Source organism: Segatella maculosa DSM 19339 = JCM 15638 (genome assembly GCF_000382385.1).
Classification (GTDB): domain Bacteria; phylum Bacteroidota; class Bacteroidia; order Bacteroidales; family Bacteroidaceae; genus Prevotella; species Prevotella maculosa.
Genome location: NZ_KB908320.1, coordinates 287,342 through 305,771, shown reverse-complemented (window position 1 = coordinate 305,771; position 18,430 = coordinate 287,342). Strand labels below are relative to the sequence as shown.

The 18,430-nt window shown below is 48.0% G+C and carries 16 protein-coding genes; 12 read left to right on the top strand and 4 right to left on the bottom strand.

Annotated features, from left to right (window positions below; genetic code table 11):
- Positions 1 to 52 precede the first annotated feature (52 nt).
- From rlmD to H164_RS0103365, 5 genes are all read left to right on the top strand, one after another.
- The gene (gene rlmD / locus H164_RS0103385) at positions 53 to 1,498 is read left to right on the top strand and encodes a 23S rRNA (uracil(1939)-C(5))-methyltransferase RlmD (protein ID WP_019967315.1); all 1,446 of its coding nucleotides are present in this window, start codon (positions 53 to 55) and stop codon (positions 1,496 to 1,498) included.
- A gap of 17 nt (positions 1,499 to 1,515) precedes the next feature.
- On the top strand, positions 1,516 to 2,640 hold the full coding sequence (locus H164_RS0103380; RefSeq protein ID WP_019967314.1) for a porin: 1,125 nt from the start codon (positions 1,516 to 1,518) through the stop codon (positions 2,638 to 2,640).
- Positions 2,641 to 2,954: 314 nt separating this feature from the next.
- Entirely contained in the window at positions 2,955 to 3,872 is a 918-nt protein-coding gene (gene metA / locus H164_RS0103375; RefSeq protein WP_019967313.1) for a homoserine O-acetyltransferase MetA, read from the top strand.
- A 3-nt stretch (positions 3,873 to 3,875) separates the two neighbouring features.
- Positions 3,876 to 5,744, top strand: coding sequence for a peptidase U32 family protein (locus H164_RS0103370; RefSeq protein WP_019967312.1), 1,869 nt, complete (start codon positions 3,876 to 3,878; stop codon positions 5,742 to 5,744).
- A gap of 8 nt (positions 5,745 to 5,752) precedes the next feature.
- The gene (locus H164_RS0103365) at positions 5,753 to 6,769 is read left to right on the top strand and encodes a beta-carotene 15,15'-monooxygenase (protein ID WP_019967311.1); all 1,017 of its coding nucleotides are present in this window, start codon (positions 5,753 to 5,755) and stop codon (positions 6,767 to 6,769) included.
- Between the two features lie 657 nt (positions 6,770 to 7,426).
- Here H164_RS0103365 and cobC read toward each other — a convergent pair.
- From cobC to cobU, 4 genes are read right to left on the bottom strand one after another with little or no spacing between them, the layout of a single operon-like run.
- Positions 7,427 to 7,963, bottom strand: a complete 537-nt coding sequence (gene cobC / locus H164_RS0103355; protein ID WP_019967309.1) for an alpha-ribazole phosphatase — start codon at positions 7,961 to 7,963, stop codon at positions 7,427 to 7,429.
- A complete protein-coding gene (cobS, locus tag H164_RS0103350; protein WP_019967308.1) occupies positions 7,960 to 8,733 on the bottom strand; it encodes an adenosylcobinamide-GDP ribazoletransferase in 774 nt (257 codons plus the stop codon). The genes cobC and cobS overlap by 4 nt, the downstream gene beginning before the upstream one ends.
- A gap of 3 nt (positions 8,734 to 8,736) precedes the next feature.
- Positions 8,737 to 9,774: a nicotinate-nucleotide--dimethylbenzimidazole phosphoribosyltransferase gene (gene cobT / locus H164_RS0103345; RefSeq protein WP_019967307.1), complete on the bottom strand. Its 1,038-nt coding sequence runs from the start codon at positions 9,772 to 9,774 to the stop codon at positions 8,737 to 8,739.
- 2 nt (positions 9,775 to 9,776) lie between these two features.
- Positions 9,777 to 10,304, bottom strand: a complete 528-nt coding sequence (gene cobU, locus H164_RS0103340) for a bifunctional adenosylcobinamide kinase/adenosylcobinamide-phosphate guanylyltransferase (RefSeq protein WP_019967306.1) — start codon at positions 10,302 to 10,304, stop codon at positions 9,777 to 9,779.
- A 226-nt stretch (positions 10,305 to 10,530) separates the two neighbouring features.
- Between cobU and H164_RS0103335 the strand changes: the two genes are divergently transcribed.
- The 7 genes from H164_RS0103335 (at position 10,531) to H164_RS0103300 (ending at position 18,399) form a co-directional block, all read left to right on the top strand.
- The gene (locus tag H164_RS0103335) at positions 10,531 to 11,619 is read left to right on the top strand and encodes an OmpA family protein (RefSeq protein ID WP_025830009.1); all 1,089 of its coding nucleotides are present in this window, start codon (positions 10,531 to 10,533) and stop codon (positions 11,617 to 11,619) included.
- Positions 11,620 to 12,511: 892 nt separating this feature from the next.
- Positions 12,512 to 13,765 (top strand): nucleotide sugar dehydrogenase, encoded by a 1,254-nt coding sequence (locus H164_RS0103325; protein WP_019967303.1) that lies wholly within the window; start codon positions 12,512 to 12,514, stop codon positions 13,763 to 13,765.
- Between the two features lie 52 nt (positions 13,766 to 13,817).
- Entirely contained in the window at positions 13,818 to 14,564 is a 747-nt protein-coding gene (locus H164_RS0103320; protein WP_025830010.1) for a cytidylyltransferase domain-containing protein, read from the top strand.
- 10 nt (positions 14,565 to 14,574) lie between these two features.
- Positions 14,575 to 15,615 (top strand): N-acetylneuraminate synthase family protein, encoded by a 1,041-nt coding sequence (locus H164_RS0103315; protein WP_026356216.1) that lies wholly within the window; start codon positions 14,575 to 14,577, stop codon positions 15,613 to 15,615.
- A complete protein-coding gene (locus H164_RS0103310; protein WP_019967300.1) occupies positions 15,615 to 16,118 on the top strand; it encodes a KdsC family phosphatase in 504 nt (167 codons plus the stop codon). Before H164_RS0103315 ends, H164_RS0103310 begins: the two co-directional genes overlap by 1 nt.
- Positions 16,115 to 17,395 carry a DUF4910 domain-containing protein gene (locus H164_RS0103305; RefSeq protein ID WP_019967299.1) on the top strand — a complete coding sequence of 427 codons (1,281 nt, stop codon included), beginning with the start codon at positions 16,115 to 16,117 and terminating at the stop codon, positions 17,393 to 17,395. Before H164_RS0103310 ends, H164_RS0103305 begins: the two co-directional genes overlap by 4 nt.
- Positions 17,392 to 18,399: a hypothetical protein gene (locus tag H164_RS0103300; RefSeq protein ID WP_019967298.1), complete on the top strand. Its 1,008-nt coding sequence runs from the start codon at positions 17,392 to 17,394 to the stop codon at positions 18,397 to 18,399. Before H164_RS0103305 ends, H164_RS0103300 begins: the two co-directional genes overlap by 4 nt.
- Positions 18,400 to 18,430: the final 31 nt, after the last annotated feature.

The following is an 18,430-nucleotide window of genomic DNA, read 5'->3' as shown; positions in this document are numbered from 1 at the left end:
GTCAGACTTTGGGATTATTTTACTACTTTTGCAAACAAATTCAATATCAGATATGACAAGAAAGCATAAGCCTTTCCCTATATTAGAAAATGTGGTGATTGAGGCGATTGCAGCCGAAGGCAAATGCCTCTTCCATTACGAAGACAAAGTGGTCTTCGTCTCTTTTTGTGTTCCGGGGGACATTGTGGACGTGCAAATCACCAAGAAGAAACACAGTTTCATGGAGGGCAGGATTGTGCGGATAGTACAATATAGTAAGGTGCGCGAGACACCGATGTGCACTCATTTCGGTATTTGCGGCGGATGTAAATGGCAGAACCTTCCCTACGAGGAGCAATTGAAAGCCAAGCAGCAGCAGGTTTTCGACCAATTGACACGTATCGGAAAGATTGCTCTCCCGGAGTTCAATCCCATCATGGGTAGTGTCAAGACGAAAGAATATCGTAACAAATTAGAGTTTGGCTGTGCCAATAAACGCTGGTACACCAAGGAGGAAATAGAGGCGATGCCGCCCCGTGAAGCGGGAAAGGAGGGCAATTTGAACGAGAGTGCTATCGGATTTCATATCACAGGCGCATTCGACAAAATCTATCCGATAGAGAAATGTCTGCTGATGGACGACCTGCACAATCAAATCCGCAACGAGATAAGCCGCTATGCGAAAGCACAAGGCATGTCGTTCTATGACATCCGCGCACAGCACGGTTTGCTGCGTGGCTTGATGATGCGCAATTCCAATACCGGAGAGTTCATGCTTTTGGTGCAGTTTCACTATGACGAAGAAGGCGACGAGCAACGCGCACAAAGCCTGCTTCGGCACGTCGCCGACCGCTTCCCACAGATAACAAGTCTGATTTACGTGGATAATCAAAAGGGAAACGACACCTTCGGCGACTTGGAACTGACGACGTTCAAGGGGACGGACTTTATCTATGAAACGATGGAAGACCTAAAATTCAAAGTAGGTCCGAAGAGTTTCTACCAGACGAATACCGAGCAGGCTTATCATTTATACAATGTCGCTCGCAAGTTCGCCGCACTCACGGGCGAGGAACTCGTCTACGATCTCTACACCGGGACGGGCACGATAGCCAACTTCGTGGCCCGCCGCGCCCGCCGGGTCATTGGTATAGAATATGTGCCCGAGGCCATTGAAGACGCAAAAGAAAACAGCAAGGTGAACAATATCGCCAATACGCTGTTCTACGCAGGCGACATGAAGAACATTCTCACCGACGGCTTCATCGCCGAACACGGTCGCCCCGACGTAATCATCACCGACCCGCCGCGTGCAGGCATGCACCCCGACGTGGTGCGCGTCATACTGAACGCAGCCCCGCGGCGCATCGTCTACGTGAGCTGCAACCCCGCGACGCAGGCGCGCGATTTACAGTTGATGGATGCGGCATACAAGGTGACGGCGGTTCAGCCCGTCGATATGTTCCCTCACACGCCCCACGTAGAGAACGTGGTCTTACTGGAAAAAAGAGACAACTAAAATACCAACTGAAAAAGATGAAAAAGACTTTATTCGCCGTGCTGCTTGCGCTCTCCGCGCTCAGTGGCAGCGCGCAGCAAAAAGAATGGTTCAGCAATGTCAGGCTGTCCGGCTACGGCATGGCCCAGTATCAATGCAGCGACCAGGAAGGAAGCAAGAGCAACACGTTCAATCTGCGGCTGCTCCGCTTGTCGCTCGATGGGCGTATCCTGAACGATTTCTATTGGAAGACGCAGATTCAGTTCAACGGAAACACATCGACCTTGGGTAGTAGTCCGCGCGTCGTCGATTTGTTTGCCGAATGGCAGAAGTATGATTTCTTTAAGGTCAAGATAGGTCAATACAAGCGGCCGTTCACATTCGAGAACCCCATGCACCCCATCGATCAGGGCTTCATGGGCGTGGGGCAGGCCGTGTCGAAACTGGCCGGCTTCAGCGACCGAAGCGGCGAACAGCCCAGCAACGGCCGCGATATGGGGCTGCAAATCCAAGGCGATTTCCTCAAGAATGCGGCCGGTCGGCATCTGCTGCACTATCAGCTCGGACTCTTCAACGGGCAAGGCATCAACACGAAAGATGTAGACCAGCGCAAAGACCTTATCGGCGGCTTGTGGGTGATGCCCGTGGCGGGCATGCGGCTCGGCGTGTTCGGCTGGGAAGGCTCTGTGGCCCGCAAGGGCAAATGGCTCGAAGGCACGACGCGTTATGAGGGCATTCGTTCGCTGCCGAAGCACCGCTACGCCATAAGCGGCGAATACAAGTTCGACGACTGGACACTGCGCTCGGAGTATGTCCACTCCACAGGCCGCGCGTTCGCAAAGCCCATCGGCAACACGAATGCACAGGACCCCGGCTTCACGAACTGCGAGGTGAACGAGACCTTGGGCAGCAAGGCCGACGGATTTTACGGCTTGGTCATCGCGCCCGTCGTCAGGAACAAGTTGCACGTGAAGGCGCGCTACGACCTCTACCGACCGAGTGCGGAGTGGGGCAGGGCGCGCACGCAGTATGAGGTGGGAGCCGACTATCTGTTCCACAAGAACTTTCAAATCAACCTCGAGTATGCACGCATCAACGACCGAGGTCTGAAGACGGCGCATAATTATAATGTGATAGACGTGGAGGTGGACTTTAGGTTTTGAACGCCCGTCACCGACCTGTTTTTTAAGAGACATAGCTCTAATTCAAAAGAGAGGGGGATCTAATTTCATTTACATCCCCCTCTCGCGTTCATGAGACCCGGGTCTCGCGCTCGTGACATCCCATTCTCGCGCTTGTGAGACCCGGGTCTCATGCTCATGATATCCCCATCTGTTTCGAAAGACATCCCCCTCTGTTTTAAAAAACATCTACGGCTGACAAAAACGGCGAATACGGCGGGTTTGCGGCATACTCTTTTCCGTTTTCGAATAAAAACCGTTATCTTTGCATCACCGAACTCATAAGAAAACGAGATATGCCGTTAAGATTACCCGACAGATTGCCTGCAATCGATATTCTGAAGCATGAGAACATCTTCGTCATGGACGAGACGCGAGCCCACAGTCAGGAAATTCGTCCGCTGCGAATCGTGGTGCTCAATCTGATGCCGCTGAAGATAACCACGGAGACCGACCTCGTGCGTCTGCTCTCGAACACGCCGTTGCAGATGGAAATCTGCTTTATGAAACTCAGAAGCCATACGCCCAAGAACACGCCCGTGGAGCACATGATGATGTTCTATAAGGATTTCGATGAACTGGCCACGCATAAGTTCGACGGCATGATTATCACCGGCGCACCCATCGAAATGATGGATTACGAGGAGGTGGAATATTGGGCGGAAATCAGAGAGATATTCGACTGGGCGCGCACGCACGTCACGAGCACCATGTATCTGTGCTGGGGCGCGATGGCCGGTCTGTATCATTTCTACGGCATTCCTAAATATGCGCTGCCGAAGAAGATGTTCGGCATCTTCCGACAATACCCTTTGTCACAGGCTTTGCCCATATTCCGAGGTTTTGACGACAGCTTTTTCATGCCGCAGAGCAGGCACACGGAGGTGAGGCGCGAAGACATCGAAGCCGTGCCCGGACTCGAAATCATTGCGGCGTCTCCCGAGAGCGGTGTCAGTATCGTCATGGCGCGTGGAGGTCGGGAATTCTTCATCACCGGGCACTTGGAGTATGGGCCGAATACGCTTGATCGCGAATTCAGACGCGACAAAGACGTTCGCGACGACGTGGAACTGCCTGTCAACTATTATCGTGACAATCGCCCCGAAGCGGGACCGGTGGTGTCGTGGCGGGCGCATGCCAACCTGTTCTACAGCAACTGGATAAACTATTACGTTTACCAGCAGACTCCGTATAACATTGACGACATCAGATAAAAAATGCGCACACTGGAACTGCTGGCTCCGGCCAAGAACCTTGAATGCGCCAAGATGGCTATCGACCACGGGGCAGACGCTGTGTATATCGGGGCCACGCGCTTCGGTGCCCGTGCGGCTGCAGGAAACAGCGTCGACGATATTCGCCGGCTCTGTGAGTATGCCCACTCATATGGCGCACGGGTTTATGTTACCGTGAATACAATCATCTACGAAGACGAACTCTCCGCTACTCGGCTGTTGCTGAAAAACCTGAATGCCTGCGGTGTCGATGCACTGCTGGTGCAGGATATGGGCATCTTGGAAATGGTGGCAGAGTGGCGGGAGCCGGAACCTTTCAAGATGGAACTGCATGCCTCGACACAGACCGACAACCGCTCTGCGGAGAAGGTCAGATGGCTGCAGGAACTTGGTTTCAAGCGGGCCGTGTTGGCGCGTGAACTTTCGGCCAAGGATATTTTGGAAATCCGCGAAAAGGTTCCCGACATGGAGTTAGAGGTCTTTGTGCACGGCGCGTTGTGTGTCAGTTATTCCGGCGTGTGCTACGCTTCAGAGCATTGCTTCCACAGAAGCGCAAATCGTGGGGCCTGTGCGCAGTTCTGCCGAATGAAGTTCGACTTGTTGGATAATGCCGGAAGAGCGGTGGAGCGTCAGCGCTATTTGCTGTCGATGCGCGACATGTGCCGCATTGACCATCTCGAATTGCTTGCCGACAGCGGTGCCTGCTCGTTCAAGATTGAAGGCCGACTGAAAGATGTGGAATACGTGAAGAACGTGGTCAGCGCGTATAGTCGCGAGTTGGACAAGCTCATAGCGAAACGCCCCGACGACTATCGGCGCGCTTCCTACGGTAAAGTAGACTATACGTTCCAGTCCAATCTGCGAAAGACATTCAATCGCGGTTTCACCAATTATTTTCTGGAAGGTCGCCAAAACGACATCGCTTGCTTCGACACGCCGAAAGCGATGGGCGAGTATGTGGGCAAGGTGAAGGAGTTGCGCGGCGGCTCTTTCAATGTGGCCGGCACGGCGTCGTTTGAGAATGGCGACGGGCTGTGTTTCGTCAACGACCGGCATGAGTTGGAAGGTTTTCGCATCAACAAGGCTGTCGGAAATAGACTCTATCCGCTGAAAATGCCGGCCGACTTAAAACCCGGCGTAGCCCTCTATCGCAACAACGACGTAGCGTTTTCCCGGCTACTGTCGGGTGTAACGGCCGAACGCAGGCTCCCCGTCAAAATGAAATTCCGTGCGACTGCCGATGGTTTCGCGCTTCATGTTGCAAGCGTAGAGACGGGGGTAGAGGTTCGCTCGGAAATAACGTTCGCGCATCAGGAGGCCCGTCGGCCGCAATACGATAATATAAAGAAGCAACTGACAAAGTTGGGTAACACCGTCTATTCGTGCAGCGATGTCGAGGTGGAGGAAGAGGCCGCAAGGCTGTTTGTTCCATCAAGTCTGTTGGCGGAACTTCGGAGAGATGCCGTCCGGCAATTGGCGCAAAAAACGGTCTTGAGCAAAGAAGCGCCGAACCGGAAGCCGACAGAAAGTTGCGCCCGCGGAGTGGGGGACGTGCCGCGGGAATACGCGCAGTTTCCCTATCTCTATAATATTTCCAACCACCTTGCTGAGCGTTTTTATCAAGCGCACGGATTAGAAAACATCCGTCCGGCTTTTGAATTGGCGCCGACGAAGGAACCCTTGATTATGCAGTGCCGGCATTGCATTAAATATTCGCTGGGCTTTTGTGTCAAGCGAGGCGGCAAACAACCCACATGGACGGAGCCGCTTTATCTCCGGTTGGGAGACGGACGACGTTTCCGACTGGAATTCAACTGTGCGGCGTGCCAAATGAACATCTATGCAGAATAAAAAAAGATATGAACATTGACAGAAACCATACGGTCCGACAGCTTTTCCGCTGTGCATGCGCGGTGGCGGCAATCTTGCTGCTGACCTCGTGCTACCACCGCAAGCAGACCACGCACGATGCTGCGGTGACGTATAATGCGAAGCAGCTCGACTCTCTGTCGTTTCAAACCAAGCACCACTACACCAACAATTTTAATTTCATTGTGAAGGCCGACTCGCTGGCCCTTATCCGACAGCAGCCCGAAGAGGTGTCGGCCCTGCTACCCACCGACACGATTTATGTCCGCAAGCACGATCATCTGGTCGTGGCTGATATCAGAATCATGCCCACAGACTCGATAGACTCGGTCTGGGTGCAGGTGGCGCGCGACCAATCCACGTTCGGCTGGCAACGGGAATCCTATCTGCTGCCCAAGGTGGTGCCCGACGACCCGATTTCGCAGTTCATCTCCACCTTCTCCGATATCCATCTGCTGATATTCCTGATTGTCATTGTCGGGATATTGGCCGGCTACGTCATTCGCAAACTCATGCGCAAGAATGCCCATCTGGTGCATTTCCGCGACATCGATTCCTTTTACCCTACGTTGCTGACCCTCATCGTCGCGTCGGCCGCAGCCCTCTATGCCGGCATACAGAACTTCGCCCCCGACGTGTGGCGGCATTTCTATTTCCATCCGACGCTCAATCCCTGTTCCGTTCCGCCGTTGCTCGCTATCTTCCTTTCCTCCGTATGGGCTATGCTTATCGTGGGCATCGCTGCCGTGGACGACACTTTCCATAAACTCCCTGCGGCCGAGGCCGTGCTTTATATATGTGGGTTGATAGGTGTCTGCGCTGTGGATTATATTGTTTTCAGCATTTTGTCGCTTTATTATATCGGCTATCTGCTGCTGGCGGCCTATGTCTATTTTGCGCTGTATCGCTATGCCACAAAATCGGGCACATCGTTCATCTGCGGCAACTGTGGCCGTGCGATGCGCCGAAAGGGACGCTGTCCGCATTGTGGGGCGTGGAATGATTAGCGACGATACTATCAGCCGCACGGCGATGCTTGGCCGCCCGCACTGTGAATTGCAGGGCGCAATACGATTCGTCGCGAGTAGCGTCAATCTGCCGTATCTCTGTGATATTTTTTATTTTCGTTGTCATCTTCCATGGAAGACGAATGTTTTTTGTTTCTTTTTTTAATGTATTCCATGGAAGACAAGGGTTATTTCTTGTTTTTTTGTCGTCTTCCATGGAAGAAAAGAGGTGATTGTTAAAAAATCCTTTGTCTTCCATGGAAGACGACCGTTCTTTTTACATTTTTTTGTTTCTCCCGTGAAAGAAAATGTTTTCCGTTAAAATATCCTTCGTCTTCCATGGAAGACGAGCGTCTTTTTTACATTTTTTTATTTCTTCCATGGAAGACGGGCGTTTTTTCTCTGTTCACCCCCTTTCCACCATGGTGGAAGCCCCGCGCCCCTTTGGTTTTCTTGTTTCGGGGGGATTGGCGTTTTATGCCTTCGTCATCTTGCCGCTGTAGCTCATGGTGATGGTGTGCTCATTCCTCCCAGACGGACAGGATAACCGACCGGACTTCCCCCTACGAAGTATTATGGAAATCGTCTGTACCAAGGACTATAAATCAACGGGTCGCCCGAGTTATGACGGCTTGGTGTTGTTCCAAGATTTTAGTTTTATATTTCAATCTCTTCGATTCCTCCGAATGGCACGAGGTTCTCGAAGGCATTTTCCTTAGTGAACAAACCGCTGTAGATGCCGGCACAGATGAGGACTCCGCCATGAGAAAACACGGCGACACGGTTGTAGGAGCGAGTTTTGAGTTGGTCGAGAAAGGCCGCGACGCGACGGTAGAGCATGGGAAAACTCTCGCCGCCGGTAGCTTCGAGGTGCATATAGTCTTCGTACCACGCAAGAATATGCGGGTCTTCGCGTTCGATGTCATCGTAGCGACGCATCTCCCATTCGCCCATGTTTATCTCCTTGAGACGGTCGTCGAGCGTAGGGGTGGGGTAGCCACAGTAGGCCGCCAACTGGCGGGCACGCGTCAGCGGCGAAGAGAAGATGGCATCGAAAGGTAGGTTCTTTTGAAGGTTGTACTTGGTGGCAGCAGCCTCTTGCTCGAATGTGTCGGCAAGAGCTACGTCGCTCCAGCCATAGCATGTACCTTCGGGGAGGGCCACCTTGGTATGTCTGATGAGTGTTACTTTCATGAATTGAGTGTGATGTAGGTGAGATAGAAAGTGAGTTCGGTCAGCAGGAACACGGCTCCGCAACAGTCGCCTGTGTAGCCGTTGATACGGCGATGCATCAATAGGTAGAGCAGATAGAACACGAGTGCAGGTATGGCGATGCAGAGGTAGGGCAGGCCTGCGAAATACCACAAGCCGATGGCGGGAAGTGTGCCTTGTATGAGGAGCAACAAACCGGCTTTGATGCTTATTTTGCGGTAGACTACTTGGCCTTTTGCCGTTTCGGCCGTCCGTGCGTAAGGCATCATCTGAATGAGTTGGGCGGTCATCATCTTGAAGAAAGGGTCTGCTGCAAGTATCATCAGTGCCGTGATGCGTGGCGGGAGTATCGTCAGACTTTGATGGAGCAGCATGAAATAGAGGATGAGCCCCACGACGCCATAGGTGCCGATGTGGCTGTCTTTCATGATGTCGAGAATGCGTCTGCGGTCGGTTCCGCCTCCACCGAAGCCGTCGATGAAGTCGGCAAGTCCGTCTTCATGCAAGGCTCCGGTGATGAGAATGCGCACGATGATGGCTACTGTGGCGGCCAACGCTGTGGGCACAATGAACGAACCAAAGTAAAGGGTGGCTGCCATGCAACCGGCGGTGAGCCAGCCAGTGAGCGGCCATAGTTCGACTACGGTTTCGTAGGCTTCTTTTCGGGGTTGATAGATACGCCAGAAAGGTAGGCGAGTGAAGAATATGAAAGCGGCGAAAAGGCGGTCGCGCCATGGAAGACGAATATTCATCGGTCAGAAATATTTAGTGATATGGGCATTGTCGAAGTTGTTCATCTCGTTCATCATGCGTACGGAAGATTCGATAATGGGATAAGCGCACAGGGCTCCAGTACCTTCGCCGAGCCTCATACCTAAGGATAGTAGAGGCTTGGCGTTCATGCAGTCGAGCATTCTGCGGTGCCCGCTTTCGCCACTGCAATGACCAAAGACGGCATAATGTAGAATGTTCGGATATAATCTTGATGCCGCCAGCATGCAGGCCGTCATAATAAAGCCATCAACCATGATGATCATGTGGTGCTCGGCAGCACGGAGCATAGCCCCGATAGCTCCTACCATCTCAAAGCCTCCGAAATAGCGAATGGCGTCAATTGTTTGGTAGGAACGAGCATTAAAGCGGATTAGGGCATTCTTCAAAACGTTTTTTTTGTAGCGTATGCCTTCGTTGTCGAGTCCCGAACCGGCCCCGATACATTCGCTTAGTGGAATGTTTCCGAAAAGACTCATCCAGATACTCGACGGACATGTATTAGCAATCCCCATTTCTCCCATGCAAATAACGGTGCATCCTTCTTCAAAACAGCGGTCGGTCATTTCTTTCCCTGTACTGATGGCTCGGTCGAATTCTTCTTCCGTCATGGCCGGACCATGCAGAAAGTTCTTAGTGCCATAGGCTATCTTACGGTCGATGATGGTGGGATAGGCCGTGAGTTCATGGTCTATTCCCATATCAATGATATGTAGTTTGAAGCCATGCTGCCGGCATAGCATGTTGACTCCGCCACCACCTTTAGTGAAATTAATCATCTGTTGCCATGTCACGTCGCGGGGAGAGGCCGATACGCCTTCGCGTTCAATGCCGTGGTCTCCTCCGAAGAGCAAATGGCAAGGGTGGGAAAGTGTAGGAGAAAATGTTTGTTGAATAAGTCCGATTTGCAGGGCCAGTTCTTCTAATCTCCCTAAAGAACCCTTAGGTTTATTCAGATTGTCAATCTTCTCGACAAGTAAAGCTTTGATATCCTCTTTGGGTGCTTCTATATTGAACTTCATCTCTATTTGATTTTAACCGGAATCCCTGCAACCATCAAGATAACTTCGTCGGCTTTGGCTGCTACATATTGGTTCATCCAGCCTTCCAAATCGGTAAAGCTTCTTTGAATGGCATTATCACTGACGCCACCGCTCCCGATTTCATTGGTTACGAAGATAAATGTTGCCTCTTGGGCTGTGAATTTATCGAATTCTCTTTCGATAGCCTCCAAGGCTTCGTCAACTCCGGGCTGTTCTCCTACTTTTCTATCTTTATCATAAAAGAAGTTTGTACACCAAAGCGTGATACAGTCAATCACGCACACCTTATTATATATATAGTGCCTTGACAGATATTTCTCTTCTTCTATGTTCGTCCAGTTTGCTCCTCTACGTTCCCGATGTCGGTTTACGCGTTCTTTGAATTCTTCGTCCCATATGTGCGCTGTAGCCATATAAATAGGATTGTCAGAAAGCGATAGCGCCAATTGTTCGGCATACATGCTTTTACCAGACCGTTGTCCGCCGGTAATCAGTATAATTTTTTTCATGATGCGAAGATAATAAAAACTTATCTAAGAACCGATGATGACTTAAGAAACAATAGAGAAAAAGGTATAAAATTGATAAAGTCAATTGTTTTTTCTCACTTTTTATGCTTTGTAGCATAATTTTATTTGTAAAAATTTGGTGGTTCCAATATTTTTTAATTACTTTGTACCCGTAAAATAAGAAAAAGAATAAATTCAATAATCATTAATTAATTTTTAGAGAGACATGAAAAAGTTAGTTTTATTGTTCGCTGCGGCTACTATAGCAGTGTCTGCTTCTGCGCAAACTGTAGAGGAGAGCAAGACGTTCGATAACATCTATGTTGGTATCAACGGTGGTGTCGCAACCAAGACAACAGAAAATGGTGGAGTAAAGGGTGCTGTGAAGGCTTTGGATCCCAATGCAGGTATCCGCGTAGGTCGTTGGTTCACCCCAGTATTTGGCTTGGCTGTTGAAAGCAATGCTTATTTCTCAAATAAGCCTTGGAAGTCAACTGGCACATTTGTTCGCTTTTTGAATACAAGCCTTCTCGGTACTGTTAATCTGAGCAACTGGTTTGGCGGTTATAAAGGTCAGCCACGTACGTTCGAAGTTGTTGCTGTCGGCGGTATTGGTTGGGGCCATCTGTTCGGTAATACGAAGCAGTATAAAGCAGCTAAGTGCCACAATGACCTTACTTCAAAGTTGGGACTTGACTTCGCTTTCAACTTAGGTGCAGACAAAGCATGGCAGATTTATGTCGAGCCGGCTATCATCTATGGTCTCAACGACAGGTCCAACACTCCTTACAACTTGGGTAACGACCTTATCCAGTACAATGTAAATCACAGCTTTGTGCAGTTGAATGCCGGTTTGGTTTACAAGTTCAAGACTTCTAACGGTACTCATAACTTCAAGATTGCAACATTGCGTGATCAGAGCGAAATTGATGCACTCAATTCACAGATTAGTGATCTTCGTGACGAACTTGCAAAGAAGCCAAAAGAGGTTATCAGAGAGGTTGTTAAGGAAGTTCCTGCTGAAGGAAACACTGCTTGCACCAATCCTCTGTTCGTAACATTCGCTCAAGGCAAGTCTAAACTTACAAGCGATGCCAAGAAAGTTCTTGATAATATTGCACAGGGTAGCAAGGTTCAGATTGTTGGTACGTCTTCTCCTGAAGGCTCAACCTCATTCAACAATAGACTTTCTCAGAACCGTGCAAACGTTGTTGCTAACTACTTGAAGAATAAGGGTGTGACCGTAGAAAAGGCTGATGGTAAGGGTGTTCAAGGCATTACTTCTAACCGTCTTGCTATAATCTACGTAAAATAAAGCAAGAATTAAATCCATAGAGGACCTTTTTGGGGTGACAGAATCCTTGTCCCCCCGATAAAAAAGGTAGTTAAAAGATAAATAATGCATGAGTTCGGTACGTGGTGTATCGGACTCATGTTTTTTGTTTATACGGTTGTGACACTCACGTTGTGAGATTTAGAACGTAATCTTAGCTATTTTACAGCTTGATATAGCTGATATTACAGTCTAAAATGACTGATATTAGAACGTAATATGGGTGAGATTGAAATGCAAGTCATAAGCTGTTGATAGTCAATATAACTGGTATTCCAAACAGCTTGAATAAATTGTAGGGACGTACAGCTCACGTGTCCGCTCAAACAGTCATGTATATATATTCAATTCCAATGATGCCACCTCCTTGGCTTGGTCATATTGTGTCGTAAAACAGAGGAGATAGAAAGGAATGTAAGCCATATTTACATACAGCATTCGGCTATTAGCAAAGAAAAAACACAAAGAAACCTGCATGTGATTGATTTTACAGACCGACTTATGATGGTTTTATGTGTTTTTTTTGTATTTTTGCAAGGTCTGTTATGAACAAACTATTGATCAGACTGTAAGATGGTTGTGACGCAATTTTAGATAAAACAAGGTTGCAGAGCAAGGAATTAGAGAATTATAAGGTTATAAAACGACAAAATTTATAGGTGTATTGCAGATATAGTTAGCACGATTTGCCTTTCTACGCCATTCTTTCTCTATCCTTACGGACGCTCTTATATGTGGTTTGATTACGTGCATGTTCTCGTACTACTTATTCCATAAGCATGGAGTGAGTAGGAGGAGAGTTCTTGTCAGTACGGTTTTACTATCCGGTTGGGGATAGACGGGATTCTAATTTGCCATAAATTAAAAGTTATCAATGGAAAATAATAATATGAAAATAGCTATTGCGGGTACCGGATATGTGGGACTCAGTATCGCAACGTTGTTGGCACAACATCATCATGTGGTGGCGGTAGACGTCATACCCGAAAAAGTGGAGGTGCTGAACAGGCGCGTTTCACCCATTCAGGACGAGTATATTGAGAAGTATTTCGCCGAAAAAAAGCTGGATTTGACAGCCACACTCGATGCTGCTTCGGCCTACAAAGATGTCGATTTCGTAGTGATAGCCACGCCTACCAACTACGATCCCGTAAAAAACTATTTCGATACCCGGCATGTGGAAGAGGTTATCGAACTTGTCTTACAGGTGAATCCACAGGCCATCATGGTGATTAAGTCCACGATTCCTGTGGGCTATACCGAAGGCGTTCGTGCAAAATACCATTCCGATAATATCATTTTCGCGCCAGAATTCCTGCGCGAGAGTAAGGCACTCTATGATAATCTCTATCCCAGTCGCATTATTGTCGGCCGACCTGAAGGAGATGAGCGATTGGATAAGGCGGCACACTGTTTCGCCAGCCTCTTGCAAGAGGGTGCTATCAAGCGAAATATCGAAACATTGTTCATGGGATTGACGGAAGCCGAGGCCGTTAAGCTTTTTGCCAACACCTATCTTGCCTTGCGTGTCAGCTACTTCAATGAATTGGATACTTATGCTGAGATGAAAGGACTCAAGAGTAAGGATATAATTGAAGGGGTAGGGCTTGACCCACGCATTGGTACGTTCTATAATAATCCTTCTTTCGGCTATGGAGGCTATTGTCTTCCCAAAGATACGAAGCAGTTATTGGCCAACTATGCAGATGTTCCTGAAAACCTGATTGAGGCTATTGTGGAAAGTAATCGCACACGTAAGGATTTCATTGCAGATCGTGTGCTCCACAAAGCAGGCTACTATGACTATTATCATCGTGGAGATTATGATTCAAAACAAGAGCGGCAATGTGTCATCGGCGTTTATCGACTGACGATGAAAAGCAACAGCGACAATTTCCGCCAGTCAAGTATTCAGGGTGTAATGAAGCGTATCAAGGCGAAGGGAGCCGATGTCATCATCTACGAGCCTACACTTGAAGACGGTTCAACGTTCTTTGGCAGCAAAGTCATTAATAATCTTGACGTGTTCAAACAGCGTTGTCAGGCTATCATAGCTAATCGCTACGATAATTGTCTGGAAGATGTCAAAGAAAAGGTTTATACAAGAGACTTGTTCAGAAGAGATTAGGATAGAATAAAATAAGACAAGTGGTTGGAAATTATAATAAAAGAACGGGCTTATGATTACATTTATGATTCAGGCGCGTGTGGGTTCAACGCGATTACCCAACAAAATACTCCTGCCTTTCTATGAAAACAAGTGTATTTTGCAACTGTTGCTTGATAAACTCAAGCAGGTTGAAGGTACGAATATCGTGATAGCGACCTCTAAGGACCCGCAAAACGATGCGATAGAAGCGTTGGCTAAGCAAGAAGGTGTGCATTGTTTCCGAGGCGAAGAGAACGATGTATTACAACGATTTATCGATGCGGCCCATGCCTTTGATGCAGAAAGACTCATTCGCATCTGCTCTGACAATCCCTTTTTAGAGCTTCATTCCATCCGGCAATTGGTGGAAAAAGCACGGCAGAGCAATTGCGATTATATGAGTTTCAATATCAATGGAACACCATCGATTAAAACACACTATGGCTTTTGGACAGAATATGTGACGCGCAATGCCTTGGAATGTGTGAAGAACGCCACGCAAGAGCCACTCTATCACGAGCATGTCACGAACTACATCTATAGCCATCCCGATGATTTTTCCATTGAATGGTTAGACGGTCCTGCGGTTTTGGCTACTCATTCTCACGTGAGATTAACTACCGACACACGCTCGGATTTCGAGACAGCACAGCAGGTTTATAGTGCATTATGCAGCAAAAACCCCTATCCTTCCATTGCCGAAGTAATCGATTTCTTAGATCATCACCCCGCATTCTATCAGCAAATGGAAGCGCAAATCAAGCAGAATAGCAAATAAACGTAACGATATGGAAGCGACATATATAATAGGTGAGATTGGACAAAACCATAATGGCTCAGTCGATATCGCCAAACTTTTAACAGAATTAGTATCACGTCCGATTACAGAAGAAGATTTCGGCTTAGCCCTTATGCCTATAGATGCGGTCAAACTGACTAAGAGAGACCTCGCAGAAGAGCTATCATCATCGCAGATGAATCGCCCCTATGACACGCCAAACTCCTTTGGAAAGACTTATGGTGAGCATCGTCAGTTCTTAGAACTCAGCGATGAAGAGCACTACGAGGTCTATAAATATGCCAAGTCTTTGGGCTTAGACTTCGTCGAAACGTTATGTGCAAAAGGCTGTTTGTCACTACTTCATCTCTTCACACCCGACAGATTGAAAGTTGCCAGTCGTGACTTAACCAACCTTCCGCTATTGGAAGCCTTAGCCGAAACGCGTATACCCATTATTCTTTCAACGGGTATGGCGGGTAAAAAAGAATTAGATGAAGCTTTAGAAGTGATAACAAAGTATCACGATAACGTCGCTATTCTGCATTGTGTATCGCAATATCCAACCGAACCCGATAATCTAAACCTTCTCACCATTCGCTATCTACAGAAGCATTATGGTCAATATACCATTGGCTTTAGCGACCATACGATTGGTATTGCTGCCCCAATTGTAGCCGTAGGTATGGGCGCAAAGATTATCGAAAAGCATATCACCATTGACCGGGGCATGAAAGGTACCGACCAAAAAGGCTCTTTAGGTCCTGATGGTGTGCGCAGAATGGTGCGCGATATCCGCTTGGTTGAACATTGGTTAGGCACAGAAGACCTTTATATCGACCGCAGTGTTGCCGCCTCAAAGGTGAAACTTGAACGCTCCATTGCATCGAATAAAGATTTGGAAGTGGGACACATCATCACCGAAGATGACATTCACATGCTCAGCCCCGGCGATGGTTTTAAATGGGCAGAGCGCACGCAACTCATCGGAAAGACGCTCAAAACGGCCGTTCCCAAAAACGAAATTATTTATCCTAAGTATTTGGATTGATGACAAAGCTCCCCAAAATTATCCTCACAGATATTGATGGTGTGTGGACCGATGGCGGCATGTACTACGACCAGACGGGCAATGAATGGAAACGATTCAACACTGCCGACAGTGCAGGCGTGCTGTTTTCTCACCGCCTTTCCATCCCCGTTGGCATCATCACAGGCGAAGATACCGAGATTGTTGCACGCAGAGCCAAGAAACTAAAGGTGGACTTTCTCTATCAAGGCATCAGTGACAAATTGAAAGTGGTGCACGAGATTTGCCACGAGCTTCATATCACCCTTGCCGAAATCGCTTATATCGGCGATGATTTAGGCGACCTGTCTGTGCTCAAAGCCGTGCGCGATGCCGGCGGAATCACGGGCGTTCCAAGTAGCGCTTCGGCCTACATCCGCGCCTATGGCAGCATTGATTTAGAGAAAAAAGGAGGCGAAGGTGTCTTCCGAGAGTTTGTTGAACGCATCATTATGAATGCAAATCGTGAATTGCCATTGACATGAATACAACCGAATTAGAAGCTATTTTCGACGAACTTTGGCCCTTAAACCGAAGTCTTTCGGGCGAAGGTAACCGTCAGTCTTTCGCCATTTTAAATCGCTATATGCCCTTCACTATGCGCGAAATCCCCAGCGGAACTACCTGCTTTGATTGGACTATTCCTCCCGAATGGAACGTAACCGAGGCATGGATTAAAAACGATAAAGGAGAAAAAGCTATCGATTTCAAAGACAATAACCTGCATCTTTTGGGCTATTCTATACCGATTCACGAGACAATGTCATTCGAATCGTTGCGCAATCACCTCTACACTTTGCCCGATTTCCCCGACGCTATCCCCTACCGCACATCCTATTATGCACGGCGATGGGGCTTTTGTATGTCGCAAAATCAGTTCGACAAGCTCGACAAAGACGCCCAGTATGAGGTGTTCATTGACAGCCGTTTAGACGAAAAAGGCAGCATGACTGTGGGCGAGGCCACCTTAAAGGGCGACTCGGAGAAGTGCGTTTACCTCACCTCTTACATCTGTCATCCCTCCATGGCCAACAATGAATTGTCGGGACCGCTGCTGCTTTTGGAACTCTATCAGCGCCTAAAGCGAAAGCATCTGCGCTACACCTATAAGTTTTTGCTCATGCCCGAGACCATCGGAAGCATTTGGTATCTCTCTGAACACTATCGGAAGATGCAGCAAAACACGCTTGCAGGCATCGTTCTTACCTGCGTAGGCGACCGCGGAAACTTCTCGTTGAAGAAGTCACGAATAGGCGATTCCGACATCGACCGCATCGCAAGCTATTACATTCAGCAAACAAAAGGCACGCTTATCGACTTCTTTCCTTCAGGCGGAAGCGACGAACGACAATACTGTTCGCCCGGAATCAACCTTCCTTTCTGCTCCATCACGCGAACGATGTATGAGCAATACAAAGAATATCACACGTCAAAAGACGACAAATCTTTCATCTCTTTTGATGCCATTTTGGGCTCAGCCGACCTGCTTGAACGCATCATCGACACCCTCGAGAACAACGAAACGTTCGTCAATCTCATGCCCTATTGCGAAGTGCAATTAGGCAAACGAGGGCTCTATCCCACGTTGAGTGCCGTGGGAAACAAGTCGGATGAGCTGAAGGCCATGATGTGGTTGCTCAACTATTCGGACGGCAAACACACCCTTTTCGACATCATTCAGAAGTCAAATATCGACCTTGAGAGCTTTCTTGCAGCACGCAATCGCCTGTTGGAACATCACATTATTGAACGGAAATCATGACGCAACCCTTTCAACAATCAACGCCTTCTATCTTCGTTGTCACCTCCCCTTTTCAAGCGCTTTGTGCATTTAATGCCATCAAAGCATTTGAAATCACCGACTATCGCTTCTACTTAGCACTCATAGAAGACATTCGTAATGAGCAACTCTTTACGCTTTTCCAACAGCAAGGCATTGCTTATGAGGTCGTAAACATCGAAAATTTAACGAGATCAGACCGCTTACAGTTCCTTTTACCACACTTCTCAAGATACAAAAGATTGTTTATTGGAGACGCACGCAACATCTCTCAATACTTCATTGGCCTGTCGAAAGTGAGCAATGGTGGCTGTATGGTCTATTTAGATGATGGCAACGACAACATCTTTCTGCTGAAAGGACATCAGCCCAAAGTAGAGAAACGAGTGCAGTTATTCCAATCTTTATTCGCATGGGCATGCAAAGTGCGGGGCATTAACAACCACAACAACATCTACACCGTCTATGGAGATATTCCCAATCCTGCCTTCCATATTCGGCAAAACGATTTCCAACAGGTGGCCCGTCAGCAGAATCATGGCGACCTGCGCAACGTCTTTTTCATCGGAACCAACTACGATCGCTTCTGCGAACCGGGCAATCTGCCTTTTGATAGGGTGATGAATAACTTAGAAGCTACGTTCAAAGAACTGCAAGAACGGTATGGAAGCCAACACAACATTTACTATATTCCACATGGAAGAGATACACATGAACTTCCCAAATCATTGTGTTCAAAGTATAATGTGCAATATATTCGACCGGAAATGACCGTTGAGCTATTCCTTTCCAACCTTGGATACCAACCCTATTGTGTATTGGGTTATACCTCAACAGCACTTTATAATATCAGATTATTGTTTCCAACAACTATCATAGAAAATGTAGTTTTTAATGTGAAAGCTACAAATGACTTTATCAAACAAATAGAAATCGTCACCAGTTACTATGAAGAACATGGGATAAAAACCATATATGCTGAATAGAAATGACTGACGATGCAAGCAATCGGTTATG